Source organism: Vreelandella xerophytica, assembly GCF_968048975.1.
The window spans coordinates 3,433,777-3,450,405 of sequence record NZ_OZ309106.1; the positions used below are offsets into that span (position 1 = coordinate 3,433,777).

Annotated in this window: 16 protein-coding genes and 1 tRNA gene; 8 read left to right on the forward strand and 9 right to left on the reverse strand. The window is 56.6% G+C overall.

The window, feature by feature from the left end; translation table 11 throughout:
• The first annotated feature begins 4 nt into the window (after nt 1–4).
• From ACWF8S_RS16065 to ACWF8S_RS16075, 3 genes are read left to right on the forward strand one after another with little or no spacing between them, the layout of a single operon-like run.
• A complete protein-coding gene (locus ACWF8S_RS16065; protein ID WP_447556618.1) occupies nt 5–829 on the forward strand; it encodes a 3-keto-5-aminohexanoate cleavage protein in 825 nt (274 codons plus the stop codon).
• Entirely contained in the window at nt 826–2,199 is a 1,374-nt protein-coding gene (locus ACWF8S_RS16070; protein WP_447554440.1) for an acyclic terpene utilization AtuA family protein, read from the forward strand. The genes ACWF8S_RS16065 and ACWF8S_RS16070 overlap by 4 nt, the downstream gene beginning before the upstream one ends.
• Nucleotides 2,192–2,530, forward strand: a complete 339-nt coding sequence (locus tag ACWF8S_RS16075) for an AtuA-related protein (RefSeq protein WP_447554441.1) — start codon at nt 2,192–2,194, stop codon at nt 2,528–2,530. Before ACWF8S_RS16070 ends, ACWF8S_RS16075 begins: the two co-directional genes overlap by 8 nt.
• 244 nt (nt 2,531–2,774) lie before the next feature.
• On the opposite strand, the gene ACWF8S_RS16080 is transcribed toward ACWF8S_RS16075, so the two are convergent.
• The 6 genes from ACWF8S_RS16080 to ACWF8S_RS16105 all read right to left on the reverse strand — a co-directional run bounded on the left by ACWF8S_RS16080 (nt 2,775) and on the right by ACWF8S_RS16105 (nt 8,507).
• Nucleotides 2,775–3,836, reverse strand: coding sequence for an Ldh family oxidoreductase (locus ACWF8S_RS16080; protein ID WP_447554442.1), 1,062 nt, complete (start codon nt 3,834–3,836; stop codon nt 2,775–2,777).
• Entirely contained in the window at nt 3,833–4,732 is a 900-nt protein-coding gene (locus ACWF8S_RS16085) for an NAD(P)-dependent oxidoreductase (RefSeq protein WP_447554443.1), read from the reverse strand. The genes ACWF8S_RS16080 and ACWF8S_RS16085 overlap by 4 nt, the downstream gene beginning before the upstream one ends.
• 11 nt (nt 4,733–4,743) lie before the next feature.
• The gene (locus ACWF8S_RS16090; RefSeq protein WP_447554444.1) at nt 4,744–6,252 is read right to left on the reverse strand and encodes a tripartite tricarboxylate transporter permease; all 1,509 of its coding nucleotides are present in this window, start codon (nt 6,250–6,252) and stop codon (nt 4,744–4,746) included.
• A 32-nt stretch (nt 6,253–6,284) separates the two neighbouring features.
• The gene (locus ACWF8S_RS16095) at nt 6,285–6,782 is read right to left on the reverse strand and encodes a tripartite tricarboxylate transporter TctB family protein (protein WP_447554445.1); all 498 of its coding nucleotides are present in this window, start codon (nt 6,780–6,782) and stop codon (nt 6,285–6,287) included.
• Nucleotides 6,783–7,760 (reverse strand): Bug family tripartite tricarboxylate transporter substrate binding protein, encoded by a 978-nt coding sequence (locus ACWF8S_RS16100; RefSeq protein ID WP_447554446.1) that lies wholly within the window; start codon nt 7,758–7,760, stop codon nt 6,783–6,785.
• 72 nt (nt 7,761–7,832) lie between these two features.
• The gene (locus ACWF8S_RS16105; RefSeq protein WP_447554447.1) at nt 7,833–8,507 is read right to left on the reverse strand and encodes an RraA family protein; all 675 of its coding nucleotides are present in this window, start codon (nt 8,505–8,507) and stop codon (nt 7,833–7,835) included.
• Between the two features lie 106 nt (nt 8,508–8,613).
• Between ACWF8S_RS16105 and ACWF8S_RS16110 the strand changes: the two genes are divergently transcribed.
• Nucleotides 8,614–9,504 (forward strand): LysR family transcriptional regulator, encoded by an 891-nt coding sequence (locus tag ACWF8S_RS16110; protein WP_447554449.1) that lies wholly within the window; start codon nt 8,614–8,616, stop codon nt 9,502–9,504.
• Nucleotides 9,505–9,647: 143 nt separating this feature from the next.
• Here ACWF8S_RS16110 and ACWF8S_RS16115 read toward each other — a convergent pair.
• A tRNA-Arg gene (locus tag ACWF8S_RS16115) sits at nt 9,648–9,724 on the reverse strand.
• A gap of 142 nt (nt 9,725–9,866) precedes the next feature.
• On the opposite strand from ACWF8S_RS16115, the gene ACWF8S_RS16120 reads away from it, so the two are divergent.
• The gene (locus ACWF8S_RS16120) at nt 9,867–10,865 is read left to right on the forward strand and encodes a TRAP transporter substrate-binding protein (RefSeq protein WP_447554450.1); all 999 of its coding nucleotides are present in this window, start codon (nt 9,867–9,869) and stop codon (nt 10,863–10,865) included.
• A gap of 77 nt (nt 10,866–10,942) precedes the next feature.
• Here the strand turns inward: ACWF8S_RS16120 and ACWF8S_RS16125 are convergent, their stop codons facing one another.
• Nucleotides 10,943–12,328, reverse strand: a complete 1,386-nt coding sequence (locus ACWF8S_RS16125; protein ID WP_447554451.1) for an FAD-binding oxidoreductase — start codon at nt 12,326–12,328, stop codon at nt 10,943–10,945.
• Nucleotides 12,329–12,630: 302 nt separating this feature from the next.
• Between ACWF8S_RS16125 and ACWF8S_RS16130 the strand changes: the two genes are divergently transcribed.
• From ACWF8S_RS16130 to ACWF8S_RS16140, 3 genes are read left to right on the forward strand one after another with little or no spacing between them, the layout of a single operon-like run.
• Nucleotides 12,631–13,674, forward strand: coding sequence for a TRAP transporter substrate-binding protein (locus tag ACWF8S_RS16130; RefSeq protein WP_447554452.1), 1,044 nt, complete (start codon nt 12,631–12,633; stop codon nt 13,672–13,674).
• A 6-nt stretch (nt 13,675–13,680) separates the two neighbouring features.
• Nucleotides 13,681–14,226: a TRAP transporter small permease gene (locus ACWF8S_RS16135; RefSeq protein ID WP_447554453.1), complete on the forward strand. Its 546-nt coding sequence runs from the start codon at nt 13,681–13,683 to the stop codon at nt 14,224–14,226.
• Nucleotides 14,223–15,485, forward strand: coding sequence for a TRAP transporter large permease (locus tag ACWF8S_RS16140; RefSeq protein WP_447554454.1), 1,263 nt, complete (start codon nt 14,223–14,225; stop codon nt 15,483–15,485). The genes ACWF8S_RS16135 and ACWF8S_RS16140 overlap by 4 nt, the downstream gene beginning before the upstream one ends.
• Before the next feature lie 76 nt (nt 15,486–15,561).
• On the opposite strand, the gene ACWF8S_RS16145 is transcribed toward ACWF8S_RS16140, so the two are convergent.
• Nucleotides 15,562–16,617 carry a substrate-binding domain-containing protein gene (locus tag ACWF8S_RS16145; RefSeq protein ID WP_447554455.1) on the reverse strand — a complete coding sequence of 352 codons (1,056 nt, stop codon included), beginning with the start codon at nt 16,615–16,617 and terminating at the stop codon, nt 15,562–15,564.
• Nucleotides 16,618–16,629: the final 12 nt, after the last annotated feature.

Consider the following 16,629-nt stretch of genomic DNA (forward strand, 5'->3'; position numbering starts at 1 on the left):
ACTGATGGTGGCTCCCAATGGCGCTCGGCGCGTCTACCAAGATCACCCGGCCATTCCGCTCACTCCAGAGGAGCTTGCACGGGATGCCCGACAATGCCTGGCGGCAGGAGCCGCAGCCATGCATGTGCACGTACGTGAAGCAGACGGGCGTCATCGACTTGATGCTGGAGCATACCGTGATGCCATTAGCGCTATTACGGAAGCGGTGGGTGATCAATTGTTGCTTCAAGTCACCAGCGAAGCAGGAGGGCGTTATTCTCCCCCAGAACAACGTGGTGTGATTGAGGCACTACAGCCGGAATACGTTTCTATCGCGGTGCGTGAATGGTTCGGCGATGCTCATGAGGCTCAAGCCAGTGGCGAGCTGTGTCTTTACATGGCAAGTCGTGGCACTCATATTCAATACATTGTTTACTCGCCTGAAGACCTTAATTATTTCAATCAATTAAGACAGCAAGGTAGCCTACCTAGCGGCCCAGCTTTGTTACTCTTCGTGCTTGGGCGATATGCTGATCCGCCCATTGCCGACCCCAATCGACTACCGAGTTTCCTACTGGCATTAATGGCGGGTGACCATTGGGCGGTCTGCGCCTTTGGACCTACCGAAGGTGACTGCTTAGCACTGGCTGCCCGGCAAGGAGGCCATGCCCGAGTAGGCTTTGAAAATAATCTATGGCGAGCGGATGGCCAACTCGCGACAAGCAATGCCGAGCTAGTCACTGAGACCAAAGCCCGTATAGAAGCGACTGGACGCCGGATTATGAGTGCGTCAGAAGCGCGGCGATTTCTAGCGCTTACCACCTCCGCTAACTCGGGAGGTGCATTATGACGGTTGTAGTAGGTTGCGGCGCAGGCTTCTCTGGTGATCGTACGGATGCGGCTAGGCCGCTGGTCGATGCTCTCATGTCTTATGATGCACCTCGTGCGCTTATGTTCGAAACACTGGGAGAGCGTACGCTGGCCGCTGCCCAGTTGCGCCGCATCAAAGACCCTGACAGCGGCGATGAGCCTCTATTAGAAGAGTTTTTATCGCCCGTTCTAAGCGACTGCCTAGTTAACCACATTACGATTTTGGGTAACTTTGGTGCCGCTAATCCTAATGCTGCATGCCGTCGAATTCAGCAGTTGGCCAAACGTTTAGGCCACCCTCAGGCCTGCCTGGCAACTATTCAAGGCGATGACGTAAGAGATCGCCTGCATGAGCTCGACTGGCTGGCCTGGGAGGGCGAAAAACGTGCGCTTTCAACCCTAGAGCAAGTCGTTGCCGCTAATGTTTATCTCGGCGCGGATGCTTTGATAGAGGCAATGACCCAAGGGGCACAAGTCGTGATCACAGGACGCGTGGCCGACCCCTCGCTGGCGCTTGCCCCGCTCTGCTACCACCACGACTGGGCAAGCGATGATTGGGACAGACGGGCAGCCGGGGCATTAGCAGGTCATTTAATTGAGTGTGGCACACAAGTGACCGGCGGATACTTTGCTGATCCTGGGTTCAAAGACGTACCAGGCATGGCCTCGCTGGGTTATCCCCTTGTAGAAGTCGAACGTAATGGACGACTCATTGTGACCAAACCCCCGGGCACGGGCGGCTTGGTCACTGAGCAAACGGTAAAAGAACAGCTGTTATATGAAATTCACAATCCAGGTGCTTACATCACACCGGATGTGGTCATTGATCTTGAGCACGTTCGCATAAAGCAACTGGCCAAAGATCGTGTTGAGGTTATCGGCGTGCGGGGCAAACCAGCGCCAGCGCGTTTAAAAACTACCGTTAGCTTCCTCGCTGGCTACCAAGGCGAAGCAGAGATCTCCTATGCTGGTCCTAATGCTTTCGCCAGAGCACACCTCGCCAGAGAGACGCTGCGTCAGCGGTTGGCATTACGCTGCCCCGTCGATCTACGCGCTCGATACGACTTGATTGGTGTTTCTAGCGTTTTTGATGGCGACGCCCACCTGAATGCTCAAAACAGAGAAGCAACAGCAAGCGATATTCGCCTTCGCCTTGCTGTAGAGCATGCTGACAAACGCGTAGTAGAGCTAGCAACGCAGGAGTTATTGGCACTCTATTGCTGCGGCCCAGCGGGCGGCGGCGGCGTACGACGCCACCATACACAGAGGTTAAAAACCGCCTCTTATCTGGTACCGAGGCAGCAGGTTGTTCCCGCTGTAACACTGCATGAAGGAGAGGGTCATGAGTGAACTGTTGCACCGCTACGCCCATGCCCGAGCAGGCGATAAAGGCGACCGGCTAAGCTTAGCGGTTTTCGTGTATCAAGCGTCTCACTATTCATGGCTCATTGATCAACTGTCAGAATCAAACGTGGCCGCTCTATTTGAGCACCGTGGCGTTAGTCACGTGACCCGCTACTTACTACCTCATCTCAATGGAATGAACTTAGTTCTGGATGATGCGCTACAAGGGGGTGTCAACGGCGCACTTAACTTGGATGGTCACGGCAAAACGCTGTCGGCCTTACTATTAAGTATGAAGGTGACATCTCCACCTTACTTAGCTGCCTCAGGTGGCTAAGTAAGGGGCCATAATGTCCCCCTGCTGTCCTCAATGGCTGCTTTTAAGTAGCCTCTTTATTACCCCCTCGATTTTATGCGCCTTCCCTAGAGAAGGCTTAATTAATTATCGGTAACTGCTATAGGCGATCCGATCATCCGAGGCCCTACAGCTATCAGAAAAGCGTGATTTTTTTCATACAGAATCTCCTTGCGTTTAGCTTACGGAAAATTCTACTTTTGAGCACTCTGGTTTCTAGGGGGGATTACCCAGCGGCGAACTCCCCCAGCACAGCGGCGCCAAGCTTTTGGGCAATTTCATCGAGATCCGCGACGACATTGGGCGGTAGCGAGATGCCGCTTTCGCTCATCCTTATCGAGCGCTCGTTCTCGACCTCGCCGGGCATCTTAATTTCCGAGAAGCCCTCTGCGGGAGCGCTCATCTTGAGCTCATCGCACAGCTGGGAGACGCGGGGCGCATAGTCTACGCCGAGATGGGTGCGCGAGGTGTCGATGACCAGAAAGAAATGGCCAATATCTTGTGGTGTCTCAAAATCGCTATAGAGGTTGCCCATCGAACCGGCGAAACGCCCACCAGCGAGCACACCACACAGCGTCTCGCCCATGATCGCCATAGCTGAGCCCTTGGGTCCGCCGAAGGGCAGCACCACACCTTGTTCAGCGGCTTGAGCATCCGTAGTGGGCTTACCTTCGCTATTCAATGCCCAGCCCTCGGGGATGGATTCCTTACGCTTAGCGCTTTCGACGATCTTACCCCGCGCCACGACCGATGTGGCCATATCGAGCAGTAGTGGGGTTGCATCCTGTGTGGGCGAGGCGAAAGTGAAAGGATTGGTTCCAATCACTGCTTGTCTTCCGCCGAATACTGCCATGGAGGGCGGAGCGTTAGTCATGCCGATGAAGATGCAGCCCGCTTCAATGGCCTTTTCGGCGTAATAGGAGCCGGGGCCGTTATGGTTGCTGTGGGCTACCACGCAAGCACAGACGCCTTCGTCTCTGGCTGTATCGATGGCGGCCTCGACGGCTGCCAAGCTCGCCACGGGGCCGGGGGCATTGTCGGCATCTACCATAATGAATGCGGGGGCAGGCCGGTTTATCTGAATGTTGGGATGGGCGTTGACTACCCCAGCGTGAATGCGCTCAGCATAAATAGGAATGCGAGTTAACCCATGAGATGCATGACCGCGTAGATCCGCGTGAATGAGTACATCAGTTACAGTGGCGGCATCTTGTCTAGTCAGACCGCTGGCTTCGAAGACGCTGTTTGAAAAGGCTCGCAGCTGCTTCACTGAGAAGTTGTCTGTCATTCGTTGTTACTCCTGGAGTCGGTGCCATTGAGCCTGTCGTAGAGAAGCCCGAGAGCAGCACTGTCGAGATGGGCGAAGCCAGAGTTGCACGAGGCCTGCATGAGCTGATGTGCCAAGGTGGTGGCTGGCTGAGTACGCTGATAATGGGTGCCAACAGCGGTGGCAATGCCAAGATCCTTTTTCATCAGATCCGAGCGGAAGCCGCCCTCAAGCTGGTTATCGATGTAACGCTGACCATGTGCCTCAAGCACACCGCTGCGGGCTGCGCCAGTCGAGAGCACTTGTTGCATTAACTTGGGATCAACTCCTGCCGAACGGGCCATAGCGATGGCCTCGCAAACGCCCATTAAATTTACAGCCACCATCAACTGGTTACAGGCCTTCACTGTTTGGCCGGCGCCGAGTGGGCCGACATGATGGATATTCTTGCCCATAGCTTCTAGAACGTGGCGTGCGCGCTCGATCAATACCGCTTCACCACCGCACATGATAGTCAGCGTGCCGCTCTCAGCTCCCTTGCGGCCTCCGCTTACCGGGCCATCAATGAGCTGAGCGCCTATTTCACCAAGACGCGCGGCCATCTCTTCGGCCTCGAAAGGTGCGATGGTACTGCAGTCGAGCAACAGTCCATCCCGCCAGCTATCTGCAGCAATGCCTTCAGGTCCTGAGATAATGGTGCGTAGAGAGGCGGCATCAGGCACGCAGGTAACAATGAGTTGTACGCTGTCAGCTACTTCACGAGGGGTGGTGACGATATGGGCGCCGAGCTGAAGAAAGGTTTCCGCTTTTTGAGGGGAAGAGGTGGTTATTGTAACCGGAATGCCCGCCTCGATAATATTCTTGGCCATGCCAGCACCCATAACGCCTAGACCGATAAATCCGACTGCCGTGTTCATTTCTCGAGTCCTCACTTATTTGCTGATAGAGACGCACGCCGCGCAAGCCGCTCGCGGCGCAGAGATAGTGCAAGCAGCGCAACGGCAGCCGCTATAAGCGTTAATGCAACGGGATTAGTCAGAAATGGCATAAAGGAGCCTTCTGAGCGGGTTAGAGCCTGCCGCAGCGCTTGCTCGAAAGGAGGTGTGATAATGAAAGTGATGAGTAATGGAGCTACGGGCACTGACGTGCGGTTGAATATGAAGCCCAGCACCCCCGCTCCCAACATGACGTACACGTCGATAATGTTATTGCGTGCTACATAGCTGCCTGCCACACATATGAGCGCGACGCAGGGCATGAGATACACTTTAGGTATGTGCAAGGTCTTGGCGAGCGGGCGTACGGCAAAATAACCGAAGACAGCCATCAACAGGGTCGAGGCGAGCAGAGCAAAATAGATGGTGTACACGATTTCTGGCGAGTTGATGAAAATCAGCGGCCCCGGCGTTACCCCCTGAAGTATCAAAGCCCCCAGCAGAATTGCCGTTACCGCATCGCCAGGAATTCCCAGCGCTAGGGTTGGAATGAATGTCGCCCCAACGACGGCATTATTGGCGCTCTCCGAGGCGGCGACACCACGTATATCTCCCTTGCCAAACTTGCTGGAATCGCGACTAGAACGCTTGACGTCTGCATAAGCGATGAAGGAGGCGATAGTCGCACCGATGCCTGGCAATATGCCAATGCTGGAACCAATGGACGATGCTCGTAACATTGGTAGACCTATACGCCGCAAATCGAGCAGTGAAAGATGGTTGGCTTTGGCGTCTTCCTTGCGCAGATCGATCTTCTGCTTAAGACGTGAGAACCCACGTGTGCCCTCGTCGATGATTTCGGCAAGCGCGAAGAGCCCGACCAGCAGTGGCACGTAGGTCAGTCCATCCATCAGTGAAGTAGAGCCAAACGTGAAACGCGGCATGCCCAACATCGGGTCGGTGCCAACCATGGCCAACACCATGCCGATTGACGCTGACAACAGGCCTTTTAACATCGATCCACCCGAGAGCACACCGATTATGAGGAAAGTGAAAAACAGCAGCGATGCGATTTCTACAGGCCCAAAGCGCAGGGCGAAGTTGGCCAACTGAGGAGCCAACAGCATCAACAGGATGATGCTGAAGATTGCACCGAATACTGAGGCAACCAGCGCTATGCGCAATGCCTTAGTAGCGAGCCCCTGCTTGGCCATAGGAAAGCCATCGAAGATGGTAGCCGCCGAGGCAGGCGTACCAGGGGCATTGAGTAGAATAGCTGATATGGAACCGCCAAAAACGCCCGCGCCATATAAGCCGATCAGAGTCACCAGCGCTTGGCTGGTAGGCATAAAAATGGTCAAAGGCACGGCCAGGGCCACAGCGATATTGACCGATAGCCCAGGTATCGCGCCAATCACAAGGCCGATTATGACGGAGACTAGCAACGTCAGGAGCGTAACTGGCTCCATAAGGCCATAAAAGGCCTGAAGCATAGGATCCATGGTGACCTCACAAACGCGTTATCGGAACAGGTCTAAAACAGCATTCCGGAAGGCAAGGGGATGCGAAAAGCTTCTCGCAGCAATAGGTCGATGCCGAAGGGGACGATAAGTGTCACCGCCAGGGCTATCTTCCAGGAACCTGGCCGGTAGACGAGAAAGATCACGGCAAGAAAGGCGGTGGAAGCTAGCTGAAAGCCCAAGGTAAACATGCTGATTGAGTAAATGAGCATGATGGCGGCAAAGAGTAGACCACGCCAGGTACTACTGCCTCCCTCTGGCGTAGCCCTTGCCTCACTGTCTTCTTCGCCTGGCGCCTCTTTTTCCACCGACCCAGGACTGACCATCACGGCGATGCTGAAAAACAGCACCAACGCTCCGGAAAAATAGGGTAATGCCGTGGGCCCAACCGAATAGAAAGAGAGACTTCCGAAGCGGCTTCCACTGTTAGCGCCAACCTGAGGGACCAGAAATACCAAGAACAGAATCGACGCTATGCAGAAGAAGGCTCCGAGAAGGCGCGCTTTGTTCATCTAGTTCGCCTGCTCGTTGCTGCTCGTACTTTCGTCATTGCTCAGCGCATTGCCGATGGACGCCGACATTTCGGACATCGACTGCTGGAACGCCTCGCCCGATAAGTACCCTGGTGTGATATTGCCGCGTTCGGCTAGTGTCTTGAAAGTGTCTGACTCCATCGCTTGAGTAAAGCGTGTTTCGAGATACTCGACTACTTCATCAGGCGTTTCGGCTGGAACAACGAGACCTTTCATATTTTCCAGATTGACGTTGTAACCCAATTCGGTGAGCGAGGGCACGTTGGGAAGCTGTTCAGCCTTGTCAGACGTTGTGGCCAGTGCGATCACATTGCCAGCTTCAACCTGCGAAGCCGCATCCCCTGGGGTAATGATGGCCAAATCAACATGGTTGCCAAGCAGGGCCGAAAGCGAGGGGGATCCGCCCTGATAGGGCACATGCTTCATGCTGATACCTGCTTCTCTTTCGAAGACCAAGAAGGCCGAGTGCAGAACGCCTGCGGGGCCTGATGAGGCATAAACCAGTTCTCCCGGGTTTTCCTTGGCGTATTCCACAACGGCCTCAATGCTATCGAGACCATTGCCGGCTTTACTGACAATCACCATATGTTCGCGATTGACACGCAGCACGCCGCGGAAGTCGTCGAGGCTATAGCCGGTTTCCATATGGTTAGGTACCGAAGTGCTCTCACTGCCGCCAGCCACGAGCATGGTATAACCATCTGGCTCGGCATTGGCGACCAGTTCAGCGGCAAGCGTTCCCGATGCCCCTGGGCGATTGACGACCGTCAGCGGTACAGGAAAAAACTCCTGAGCGGCCGAAGCTATAAGGCGTGCCGTTTGGTCAGTGCCGCCCCCTGGTGCAAAACCGACTGTGATTTGGATGGGCTTTTGAGGTGCCCATTCTGCCTGCGCAGAGACAACACTAAGTGTGGTGGCAAGGCCAATAACGAGGATGAGTCCTTTTTTAATTTTCACTGTTCACTCCGAAATAATTGTTATTAAATTTTCGCTAGTTCAGTGGCGCTGGTATTTTATCAATAACGAAAGTTACACACCTTCACACCCCTTTGCTCTGAGTATTTCGTCTACCCAGCTACGATCCCAACCACTTCCATTGATGGCTTGGAGGGTATTCGCTTCTTTTTCTAACTGTTGAAGGCAGGCTTCCAGAACCGCATCGGCTTCTAAACGAGGAATTGAAACAACCCCATCAAGATCGCCGATGATAATGTCGCCAGGCTCGATAATCATGCCATCTAATGCGATAGGCACATTGATTTCACCGGGGCCATCTTTATAGGGCCCTCGATGACTGATTCCCCCGGCATAAACAGGGAATGTGTCGGCACCAATAACGTCAATGTCTCGAGCTGCGCCATTGATGACAAACCCCACAACACCGCGAGAGCGGGCGTGCGTCACGATAAGCTCGCCAATCAAGGCATTGGTCAAATCTTCCCCACCATCAACAACGAGGACATCCCCCGGTTCAGCAATATCGGCGGCCTTATGGATCATCAGATTATCACCGGGGCGTGTCTTGACGGTAAGTGCCGTGCCGGCTAGTCCCCCGCCAGCATGCATAGGCCTTACTCGCGGCCCGGCCGCAGCCATTCGGTTGAGGTTGTCGCTAATAATAGCGGTCGGTACCTTAGAAAAGGCGTCGATAAGCGCTTTGTCGCTGCGCTGGTGTCCTGTGAGTACCTTGAATCCTAGAGCCACGTATTTCTCCTTATTTTTTTATAGTTATGTAAGGCTAGCTTGCGTCCTTTTGATTCATCCAATATCTTATTTGTTCACTATTAATGCCTGTTCGGCATCAAAAAATATGATCGAGACTCGGTTACTAAAATCTTTCATCTGTGTCGCGGAAGAGCTGCACTTTGGTCGTGCTGCCCAGCAATTGCATATTGCTCAGCCCGCGTTAACGCGCCAAATCAAGCAATTGGAAGAGAGACTTGGGGTAATGCTGCTTGAACGAACACAGCGAAAAGTGATGCTTACCTCAGCCGGTCGGCACTTTTATACACGTGCTTGCCAAATCGTTGCCGACATCGACCACGCTGCGAACGAGGTAAAGCGCGTCAATGCCGGGGAAGCTGGTCGGCTGACGATAGGTTTCATTCACTCTTCGACTTACGGCATTACCCCTAGGGTGCTACGCCATTTTCGGGATCTTTACCCCGGGGTGGAACTGGATCTATCGGAGATGACCATTGCCGATCAAATCATGGGGCTGCAAGCTGAGAAACTAGACGTGGGTATTCTGCGGCCACCAATTTCAGATATCTGCCTGGACACGCATATTCTCTGTAACGAGGCGTTTATTCTGGCCGTACCGGCCAGTCATCCACTGGCCGGGCGTGGCAGTGTCGAGCTTGAGAAGCTGTCTGAGGAAAGGTTTATTCTCTTTTCACAGCACATGAGTCCGCTGTTTTATTCCCGAATTATTGCCATGTGTGAGAGAGCGGGCTTCGTCCCCCGCGTGGCTCAACAGGCAACACAAATTCATACAATTATGGGGTTGGTAAGTGCCAACATGGGTATATCAATCGTTCCGAGCGTGGTCCGTAACTTAAATATGCCTGAAGTCAGTTACCTAGAAATAGTGGATGACCCACCACCCGTTCAAGTGGCATTAGCATGGCGGCGCTCGGACGAATCACCCATTCTCCGTGCTTTTCGCGAAAGCGCAGCTTCGCTCTTTCCTACATATTGAAAGATCTGTGCCTAGTCCTGAAGTAGATTGATATTTATTTCAGGACTAAACAGGCGCCCCGTAATACTTGTCAATTCTATGAAGAACGATCACAGATAACAAAAAAGGACCTGCGATCACTCGCAGGTCCTTTTTATCAATTCTGGCGCGCCCGGCAGGATTTGAACCTGCGACCCTCGGCTTCGGAGGCCGATACTCTATCCAACTGAGCTACGGGCGCTTAGGGGGCGTATCCTACCTGTGTGGGCGGGCGCTGTCCAGCCAATCGCACGTGGTGAGCGGCGGGTGATTGACCGTTTTCCCTCGGTTGGGGCATGCTCGGGGAGCACTTCCGCACTCTGTTGATCTGGAACCCCATAAAAATGAAAACCTTTACGCTGAGCACGCTGACCCTCGCCCTTTCCCTGGCAGCCGTGGGTACAACCCACGCGGCCGATTTCGACGACATGAACCCCGTGACCCTGCGCCTGGCCCACGTGGTGAACGAGCAGGATGGCTTTCACCTGGCGGCGGCCAAATTCGAGGAGCTGGTCGAAGAACGCACGGACGGTAAGGTCACTATCGACATCTACCCCAACGCCAGCCTGGGCGATGAGCGCACCCTTTTAGAAGGCATGCAGATTGGCACCGTGGATATGGGCGTGATCACCAACGGGCCGGTGGCCAACTTCGTCGAGGAAATGGCGGTATTCGAACTGCCGTTCCTCTTCCCCTCGCCCGAGGCCGCCTACGGCGTGCTGGATGGCGAGATCGGCCAGGAACTTCTGGACAAGCTCAGTGATGTGAACCTGAAGGGTCTGGCCTATGCCGAGCGCGGCTTTCGTAACCTGACCAACAGCGAGCGCGCGGTGAACTCGCCAGACGACATGGACGGCCTGCGCATTCGCGTGATGGAGAACCCGGTGTATACGGATACCTTTCGTGCACTCGGTGCCAACGCCATTCCCATGGCCTGGAACGAAGCGCTGACCGCGATGCAGCAAGGCACCATCGATGGTCAGGAGAATCCGGTGAACGTGGTGCACTCGTTCAAGCTGAACGAGACCCAGAACTACATGACCCTTTCGCGCCATACCTACGCGCCGGCCATTTTCGTGATGGGCATGCCCGCATGGAACCAGTTACCGGAACAGGCGCAAGCCGTGCTGAAAGCTGCCGCCCAGGAGGCCGCGGAGTATGAGCGTCAGCTCAACGCCGATATGGAGGCCGAACAGCTGGCGTCGCTGAAAGAAGCCGGCATGGAGATCAACGCATCTCCCGATATCGAAGCGTTCCAGGCCGCCGTCGAGCCGATTTACGAACAATACGGCGAACAGTTCGGTGACTACCTGCCGCGTATTCGCGAGGCGCTGGCGGAGTAAGTTACTGCCACAGCATTGCCTACGATCAAACGCCCCGGCTCAAGGCCGGGGCGTTTTTTATGCAGTGGTCACCTTCACTAGGCGAGGATCTTACCCGGGTTCAAGAGCCCCTTGGGGTCCAGCGCCAGCTTCATGCGCTTCATCAGGTCGATCTCTTCCGGCGTGCGTGAAAGCCTCAGGTAGTCGCGCTTTTCCAGGCCGACGCCGTGTTCGGCGGAGATGGAGCCGCTGTACTGGGTCAGCGTGCCGTACACTGCCTCTTCCACCGCGCGGCGGCTGTGCGGGTTTGCGTCGCGCACGGTAATCATGATGTGCAGGTTGCCATCGCCCAGGTGGCCGAACACCACGATCTTGGCGATACCCGGCCACTGCGCCTCGAGCTTCTCTTCAAGCGTGGTGACGTACTCGTCCATATGCGCGATGGGCAGGCTGATATCAAACGAGAACATCGGGTTCAACTCGTACACCAGGGTTTCGATGTCTTCGCGAATGTCCCAGATGCCCTGGCGCTGAGTGCTGGAATTGGCCAGTACCGCGTCTGTAATCAGCCCCTCTTCGAGCGCCTGTTCCAGCACCTGGGCGAAGGCTTCGGCATCCTTCTCTTCATCGCTACCCAGGGTTTCGATGATGGCGTAGAAAGGGGAATCGCCGGCAAGGATCTCGGCATGCTTGGTGGCTTCACTGGTCATCAGGGCGTAGTGGTTGTTCCAGAGCGCTTCAAAGGCGCTAAGGCTATTGGCGAGTTCCTTGGAGGCCTGCTTCAAAAGCCCGGTGAGTGCCTCGAACGAGGGCACCGCGACCAGCGCCGTCTGTTCGCTGGGCATGTTGGGCTGAAGGCGCAGCACCGCGCGGGTGACAATGCCCAAGGTGCCTTCGCTGCCGATGAAGAGCTGCTTCAAATCATAGCCGGCGTTGTTCTTGAGCATGGTGTTCATGGAGCTGACCACGGTGCCGTCGCTCAAGACCGCCTCGAGCCCGAGCACCTGCTGGCGCATCATGCCGTAACGAATCACCCGAATGCCGCCGGCGTTGGTGGCAATGTTGCCGCCAATGGTGCAGGAGCCCCGCGCGCCGAGATCCAGCGGGAACTGCATATCGATCTCCTGGGCGGCTTCCTGCACGCGCTGAAGCGTGGCGCCGGCCTGCACCTGCATGGTCGAGCCCACCGAATCGACGGATTCGATCTGATTCATCAGCTCCAGCGATACCACCAGCTCATTGGGGCTTGCTACCGCCCCATGCACCACGCCGGTCAAGCCGCCGTGGGTCACGACCGCTTGTTTGGCCGCGTGGCAGGCCGCCATTACCTGGCTCAGTTGCTCGGTGCTTTGCGGGCGAATGATTGCCTTCGCCTCGCAAGGGGCTTTGGTAAACCAGTCAACGCTACGCTGAGCAACGTCCTCCCCCAGCAGTACCCCTTTTTTACCGACGATGTTTTCAAGCTCGTTAATCAGCGTATCCATGATCTCTACCTGTTGAGCGGCCCAGCGTCTATGGCGGCCTTACCTATTTTAATTTAGCTACAGCGAATATAAAGTTACCACATGACCGTTAAACACGCTTGCCGACCGAGGAAGGCAGCGGTGCGGGCCAAGCAGGCTAACGCCAACGGCGGCCTCGCTCAAGCGCGGGTGAGCTGTTTTTATCCTTTCGACTAATAGTGGTATTGCAAACGGGGAATTGTGCGCCAAAACCGATAAAGTAGGCGCACGCGGCTTTATAATGCCTTCAAACACTCTTAATGCGGATCATCCGAGGAGAACACGTGGAACACGCCCCTTCTTTACATTCCTGCTCACGTTTACGCTCTTGCTCACGCCCTTTCGGCATCAAGCATCTGGCGCTGGCGCTGGCTACCACCGGCCTGTTTACCGTCAGCGGCGCTGCCACGGCGGAGATTCCGCAAACGTCGCTGCGCCTGGCGCATGTGGTGAACAGCGACGATACCTACCATATTGCCGCGACCCGCTTTCAGGAGATTCTAAGCGAGCAGAGCGACGGCGCCATCAGTGTAGAGATCTTCCCCAACGCAAGCCTGGGCGATGAGCGCACCCTTCTAGAGGGCATGCAGATCGGTACCGTGGATATGGGCGTGATCACCAACGGCCCGGTGGCCAACTTCGTCGACGAATTCTCGGTGTTCGAGCTGCCCTTTCTCTTTCCCACGGCAAACGCAGCTTATGAAGTACTCGACGGCGAGATCGGCCAGGAAATTCTCGACAAGCTGGAAGACGTGAACCTGAAAGGCCTGGCGTTTGCCGAGCGCGGCTTTCGCAACATCACCAACAGCCGCAATGCCATCCACGCACCGGATGACCTGGACGGCCTGCGCCTGCGCGTGATCGAAAACGAAGTGTACGTGGATACCTTCCGCGCACTCGGCGCCAACGCCGTGCCCATGGCCTGGACAGAAGCCTTGACCGCTCTTCAGCAGGGCACCATCGACGGCCAGGAAAATCCGATCAACGCCATCTATGCGTTCAACCTGGCCGAGACCCAGGATTACCTGACCATGACGCGCCATATCTACGCCCCGGCCCTGTTCGTGATGAGCCTGCCCAAGTGGAACGCGCTGCCGGAAGAGGCACAAACGCTGGTACGTGATGCCGCTCAAGAGGCCTCCGCCTATGCGCGCGCGCAAAACGCCGAGATGGAAGCCGAGCAGTTGGCCGCCCTTGCAGATGCGGGTATGGAGATTGATGAGTCCCCGGATATCGAGGCGTTCCAGTCTGCCGTGGCGCCGGTCTACGAGCAGTACGGCCAGCAGTTCGGCGACTACCTGCCGCGCATTCAAGAGGCGGTTGAGTAAGTGACCATGTCGTCAAGCTCGTTTCTAACAGCGACGTTGAGTCCCATCGTATCGTTTTTGAGAGCCATCGAGCGCGGCCTGGACGGCGCGCTCAAACCCATCGTGTTTCTCGGCATGGCAGCCCTGATCGGCGTGATCACCCTGCAGATCGTCTCGCGGGTGTTTTTCACGGCCGTCGGCTGGACCGAAGAGGTCGCTCGGTTTCTGCTGATCTGGATCACCTTTCTGGCCGGCACGCTGGCCTTTCAGCGTGGCCATCACATTGCCGTGACCTTCGCCGTGGACGCTCTGCCCGTAAAACTTCGCCAGGGGGCGCGCTTTGTTGCCGTGCTCGCGGTCATCGCCTTCATGATCACACTGATCGTGATCGGACAGCGCTACATGCAGGTGCAGAGCTTCCAGAAATCCGCCTCGCTGCGCATACCCATGTCTTACGTCTACGCGGTCATGCCGATCAGCGCGGCCATCATGGCCTGGTATGCGCTGGTGGACCTTCTTGAAATCATCCTCGAAGGTGAGCCCAGAAAGCCCATGGGAGAACAGACACCATGACGCTACTTCTCTTCGGGCTGTTCTTTCTGTTGATGCTTCTGGGCGTGCCCATCGCCTTTGCCATAGGCGCAAGCTCGCTCTATGCGCTGTATCAATCCGGCGTGCCACTGATGGTGGTCACCCAGCAGATGTTCCAGGGCATCAACTCCTTCGCGCTGGTGGCCATTCCCATGTTCATCCTGGCCGGCGACCTGATGGCTCAGGGCAAGGTGAGCGAGCGCCTGGTGAGCTTTGCGGATTCGCTGGTGGGCTTTCTGCGCGGGGGGTTGTCGATCGTCTCGGTGATGGCGGGCATGTTCTTTGCCGCCATTTCGGGTTCGGGTGCGGCCACCACGGCAGCGGTGGGCTCGAGCCTGGTGCCGGAACTCAAGCGCAAGGGATACGACCCGGCCTCGGCGGCGAGCCTGATTGCCGCGAGCGGCACCATCGGGGTGGTCATTCCGCCCTCGGTGCCCATGATCATCTATGCGGTGATCGCCCAGCAGTCGGTCTCCAAGCTGTTTCTGAACGGTTTCCTGCCCGGTCTGGCCATGGGGCTTGGGTTGATGGCGATTGCCATTGTTCAGGCTTACAAGCGCCAGTACCCCAAGGGCACGCCGCTCTCCGTGGCCACCATCTGGCGTACGTTCAAATCCGCCAGTTGGGGCCTGATGACCCCGGTGATCATTCTGGGCGGTATCTTTACCGGGATTTTCACGCCGTCCGAGGCCGCCGTGGTGGCAGTGAACTACGCGCTGCTGGTGTCACTGTTCGTCTACCGTGATCTGACCCTGCCCCAGGTGTACAAGCTCTTGATTCGTTCGGCGATGACCACGGCGGTGATCATGCTGGTGATTGCCATGTCGGCGGTGCTGAGCTGGACGCTCTCGAGCTGGCAGGTGCCCGGCGCCATCGCCCAGTCGGTGCTGTCGCTCTCCACCAACCCGTTGATCGTCATGCTGCTGGTGGTCGCGGTGATCCTGCTCACCGGCGTGTTCATCGAAACGGCAAGCGCCTTGATCATCCTTACCCCGGTGCTGCTGCCGCTGGTGCTGCAATTAGGGATAGACCCCATCCACTTCGGCCTGATCATCGTCGTGGGGCTTTCGATCGGCATGATCACCCCGCCGGTGGCGATCAACCTGTACGTGGCCTCCTCGGTTACCCAGCTGCCGCTGGAGCGGATCACCCGCGCGATCATCCCGTATCTTCTGGGGCTGATCGGCGTGCTGCTGCTGGTGGTGTACGTGCCCATTTTCATGGGGTGGTCGGGTAACTAGCCGTGTGCGTTTTACATGCAATGACGCCAAGGACGTGCCAAACGGCACGCCCTTGGCGGTTCAGGGCTGGACGCCTCTACAGCAGATTCGCCACTTGGATAATTTCACCACACCGGCTGGGGCTATACCCCGGCAGCCCCCGCACCGCGTCCTGAAAAGCCTCACCTCGCAATATTTCCAGAAACGCTTGCAAGCGCGGCTCTTTCAGGGAGGAGTGGCGGCAGGCGAGCAAATAGTCCTCGATGGCCAGCGGGATGAAATCGAGCCCGAACTTCTGGGCGGCGGCTTCCACGCCAAAGCCCACGTCCGCCATGCCGGCGGCCACGTAGGCCGCCACGGCGGAGTGGGTGAACTCCTCGATCTCGAATCCTTTGATGTCGGCGCTGGCCACTCCCGCCCCGTCCAAAAGGCAGTCGAGTAGCGAGCGCGTACCCGAGGAGACCTGCCGATTGACGAACCGTATGTTTTTACCGGCCAGAGAAGCCACGCCCTGAATGCCGAACGGGTTGCCGGGCGCCACCATCAACCCCTGGGTGCGGGCGATGAAGCCGATCACCCGGTGCTGTTGAGGTTTTAAAAGCCCTTGATAGGTTTGGCGGATACGCTCACCCACCGAGCCACGCGGCAGGTGAAACCCGGCCACATCGCACGCACTCCGGTTGAGCGCAGCCAACGACTCCTGCGGGCTGCAGTACTGCAAATCCAGCGGCAGCGTTTCCAGGTGTCTGGGCAGAAGCTCCACGGCGAAACCGTGGCTTGCATGCAGGCGCAGTATGGAAAGCGCGCCCTGCTGCTCGCGCTGTATGGCCAGATTGAGCTCCGAGCCCAGGCTTTCCAGCTGCGGGCCAAGGCGGGCGACGGCGCGCTGCTCGGCCCATAGAAGCGTCTCGCCCAACTTGGATAGCTGCGCGCCCTTACCGCGCTGTAGCTCCACCAGCGCCACGCCAAAAAACGCATCCCCCTGGCGCAACAAGTTCCAGGCATGCCGGTATGAGATACCCACATCCAAAGCGGCCTGGGTTAACTTGCCCCGCCGATACACCGCGCCCAACAGGCGAAGTAGCTGTAAATCCACCTGCTTTCCCGTCTCGTCGCGAAAGCACCAGGTGGGAATGACGGTGATTTTATTCATTGGCATCATCTT